Here is a 4,234-nt window from a genome sequence, read left to right as displayed (position 1 = left end):
AAGAACTTCATATAGCTAGTTTATCAAAAGTTATTGGCTATGCCAAACCGAAAGAAATCTCCCAGCTACCTTTGGGCTATCGCCCTTCACACGCTTGAGGAAGGAGATTTCTTTCGGTAAATTCGTTAAAATAAAGGGACGTGCTGATAATGGCTAAAAATAGAAAAATGGCATTACATGCTGATAATATGCCTGAAGATGTATATAGGCTCCTTAATGAAAAAGCTAATGGTAGACAATTAACAGCATTTGTTGTTGAACTGGTACAAAATGAAAAACGTTATGAGCAACTACTGCAGAAATTAGATAATGTAGAACAGAGATTAAATCTTTTAGATACAGTTGAAAATAAATTGGATATTTTACTTACTAATGGATTTGTTCCCGCACAAAGACAAGAAGATTTAAAAACAGAGGAGCCCATATTGCAAGAAGGTAAAATTATTAACGCTAGGGTAGTACTTGGTGGGATTTCTGAAGAAGATAACGAAGAGCTTGATTTCTAACTAGTAAAGAAGACCTTTAGGTATAATCCTAAGGTCTTTTTATATTTATGTGACCTAAATTCTGTTGAATTGAACTACCCTCTACTTAACACCCTTATGGGTTGTTTGAAGTGGGGGATTCCTACGAACAGCAAAGTATCCTTCGGTTATCCTAGTAGGCTAATCCCGTAGTTCCTACGGTTAATACGAAATTCGTACGGTATCACAATCTTATTTTGGTTTTTTGACATCTAGAAATAGACCTGTTTTTGGTAGCACGAATCCCACTGACATAAGTCATCTTTCCCCTTTAGGGATGGAAGTGTCAAAATGAAGTAGTCCTGATATCACGGCTATAATCCCCTTTAAAATATAGATATTTCCCTATTCCTCTACTTTTGTTATCAGAAATGGTGGCATAGGAGGAGTCTTTGAAAAAATTACTGATTCTATTGTATGTACCACATATCACTATTATAATCCCTCTCATAATATAGATATTTCCCTATTTCCATAATTGGATATTTCCCTATTCTTCTGCTTTTATTATTTGAAAGGGTGGTATAGAGGGCGCATCTGAAAAATTACTGATTCTATTGTATGTACTGCACATCACTATTATAATTCCTCTCATAATATAGATATTTCCCTATTCTTCTGCTTTTATTATTTGAAAGGGTGGTATAGAGGGCGCATCTGAAAAGTTACTGATTCTATTGTATGTACTGCACATCACTATTATAATCTCTCTCATAATATAGATATTTCCCTATGTCTCTACTTTTATTATAGAAATGATGATATAGGGGGGAGCTTTTGAAAATTACTGATTCCATTGTATGTACCACTTATCACTACTATACTCTTCCTTGTAATATAGAAATATCCCTATTTCTATACTTCTGCCATCAAGTTACACTTATGCAACATCAATTATAGGAAGGGTGTTTCTTTTTTAAAAAGCACCCAAAACAAAAATTTTATACAGCTCACCTGGTAATATCAATTCTCTCGTTTTGGGGTATTTGCTTTTCTTAGCTTGATGAGCATGGGATATGGGGATATAAGGACTTTTTCAAAAAATGAATGGAGTGGTATAAATGACAGATTCTATTGCATGTACCACATATCACTGCTATAATCTTCTTTGTAACATATAAATATCCCTATTTCTATAATTAGATATTTCCCTATTTTTCTAATCTTTTCACTAAGATATAGAAATAGGGATATAGGGAAATATTCCAGAAAATAAATGGAGTGGTATAAATGGCTATTACAATTACTGTTGGGAATTATAAAGGGGGCGTTGGTAAAACCACTAATGCTGTATTAAACTCTTATGAATTCGCAAAAAAAGGGAAACGAACTTTACTTGTTGATCTTGATCCACAGAGTAATGCAACAAAATCTCTAATGTTAACAAAATCTATCCTTAATCCTGACGAAAAGGTAACTTTAAATAAAACATTGATGAAAGGGATTCAAGAGGGGAATTTAGATGGATTAGAAATTGAAATAACGGAAAATTTACATTTAATTCCTTCTTATGTTGATTTTCAAGATTTCGCAAAATTTCTATATAAATCGTGTTTTTCGGAAGAAGAAGAAGATTTCTACTTTAAGGGATTACTTGAGAAAATAAAACATAAATACGATTACATATTTATCGATGTTCCACCTATGTCAATTGAAGTTACAAAAAATGCAGTTGTAGCTTCTGATTATGTTCTTATAACTCTACAAACACAAGAACGCTCTCTTACAGGTGCAGAGAACTACATTAATCAGCTAATAAAATTAAAAGAGCAATATGATCTTGATATTGAAGTTGTAGGTATTCTTCCAGTGCTATTAAAAAATAATGGTAAAGTGGATGAATACATTATGGAAAATGCTCGTGAAATTTTTGGTGAAGAAAACCTATTTAAAAATATCGTTCCACAGATGGAACGTATTAAAAGGTTTGATGTTAACGGTATTACTGAAAATGATAGACATGATTTAAATGTAATAGAACTATACGAAAAAATTAGTGATGAATTATTATCTCGTATCAATGTTTTTGAAAGTATGAAGGTTGGTGTATAACATGGCAAGAACTCCTGGATTATTAGGCAGAAAAAAGAGCAATTTTGACCCAACAGATCCTTATATCCCAAACGAGGATTCAGTTGTAACAAAAAGTGGCGAAGATACTCCTACTTTTCCACCTAAAAATGAACAAGAACAAGTAAATCAGCAGGAACAAAAGACGGAGCAAACACCAGAGAAAAAGCAATTTAAAAACCAACAAGGTAGTATTAAAATTTCTAGTCAATCTAAGGAAGATCTTGGAGCACTAATGAAACTTACTAATACAAAATATGCTCATGAAATAATAGATTTACTTATACATCATTATGTAGAAAATCAATTAACTCCCGAACAAAAAAGGAAATTTAAATTATTAACAGAGATTTAGAAATATAGAAATATCCCTACGTAGAAATAGGGATATTTCTATATTTTTTTGATTTTTAAAAATAGCCTCACCAGAACTTCCTCCACAACCTTTCCTTCTCTCACCCCACTGCAACATCCTTATGTAAATTGATAATAAAGTTATTTAACTTCGATATAAAAATATAAGAGCCTTGCTATATTTTTTTATAGTACGTCCCTTTAAAGTTGTTTAATTCATGTTGAACTAAAGTACCCGTTACTCTATTTAGTTAGATAAGTAATTTATTAGAAAAATTATCAATTGCCTGAATAGCTAATTCCAACGCTTTTATCTATTCAAGATCAGAAATATCCCTATTTCTATATATCCCTGATATTTTTTTTCAAAAATAGCGAAGATACTCCTGTTTCTTCACCTGAAAACGACTAAAGACAAGTGAATGTATGGAATTTAAAAACCAATAGGGCGGTTTTAAAACTTCTAGCCAATCTCATGACTCATGAAGAGCTTGGAACACTAATGAAGCTCACTATTAAGAAATATACTCATGAAATAATAGATTTACTTATACATTATTATGTAGAAAATCAATTAACTCCCGAACAGAAAAGGAAATTTAAATTATTAACAGAGATTTAGAAATAATATCATTACCAGAACTTCTTCCACGACTTTCTCTTCCCTCTCATCACCGCAATTCCCTTATGATATGCCCTCATCAATCGCTTTGTCACTTAAGCTAACTATTTAATATCTTCTTTGTAATTGGCTATATTAACACACCATTACTTTTGAGCTAGTAGCGTCATTCTTTTTATTTCTTCAAATGTAGCTTCGAAATAATGTTTGTTCAAATTGATACTAATAACCTTGATAAATTAAATAAAGAAATGAAGGTATAGGAGAGGACTTTGGATAAGTTACTGGAATTATATACATTACTGTTTCTATTTTATATACTATATAACACTACTATAATCTCCTTTTTAATATGGAAATATCCCTATTTCTATAAGTGGATATTTCTATATCCCGTTGCTTTTGTTACAGAAATGAAGGTATAGGAAGGGCCTTTTGAAAAGTTACTGGAATAATATACATTACTGTTTCTATTTTATATACCATATATCACTCTATAATCTCCTTCTTAATATAGGAATATCCCTATTTCTATAAGTGGATATTTCTATATCCCGTTACTTTTGTTACAGAAATAAAGGTATAGGAGAGCGCTTTGGATAAGTTACTGGAATAATATACATTACTGTTTCTATTGCATATACCACATAACACTACTATAATC

The 4,234-nt window shown here is 31.4% G+C and carries 3 protein-coding genes; all 3 read left to right on the top strand.

Going from position 1 to position 4,234, the window contains the following annotated elements:
• The first annotated feature begins 149 nt into the window (after positions 1–149).
• The 3 genes from V7038_RS28730 to V7038_RS28720 all read left to right on the top strand — a co-directional run bounded on the left by V7038_RS28730 (position 150) and on the right by V7038_RS28720 (position 2,949).
• Positions 150–506: a hypothetical protein gene (locus V7038_RS28730; RefSeq protein ID WP_335696035.1), complete on the top strand. Its 357-nt coding sequence runs from the start codon at positions 150–152 to the stop codon at positions 504–506.
• Positions 507–1,754: 1,248 nt separating this feature from the next.
• Positions 1,755–2,576 carry a ParA family protein gene (locus V7038_RS28725; protein WP_335696034.1) on the top strand — a complete coding sequence of 274 codons (822 nt, stop codon included), beginning with the start codon at positions 1,755–1,757 and terminating at the stop codon, positions 2,574–2,576.
• A gap of 1 nt (position 2,577) precedes the next feature.
• Positions 2,578–2,949, top strand: a complete 372-nt coding sequence (locus tag V7038_RS28720) for a hypothetical protein (RefSeq protein ID WP_335696033.1) — start codon at positions 2,578–2,580, stop codon at positions 2,947–2,949.
• The last annotated feature ends 1,285 nt before the right edge of the window (positions 2,950–4,234 follow it).

This window comes from Bacillus sp. JJ783 (assembly GCF_036963225.1).
Lineage (GTDB): Bacteria > Bacillota > Bacilli > Bacillales > Bacillaceae_G > Bacillus_A > Bacillus_A cereus_U.
Note: the sequence above shows the minus strand (reverse complement) of the source record. Positions and strands in the feature narration are given on the sequence as shown.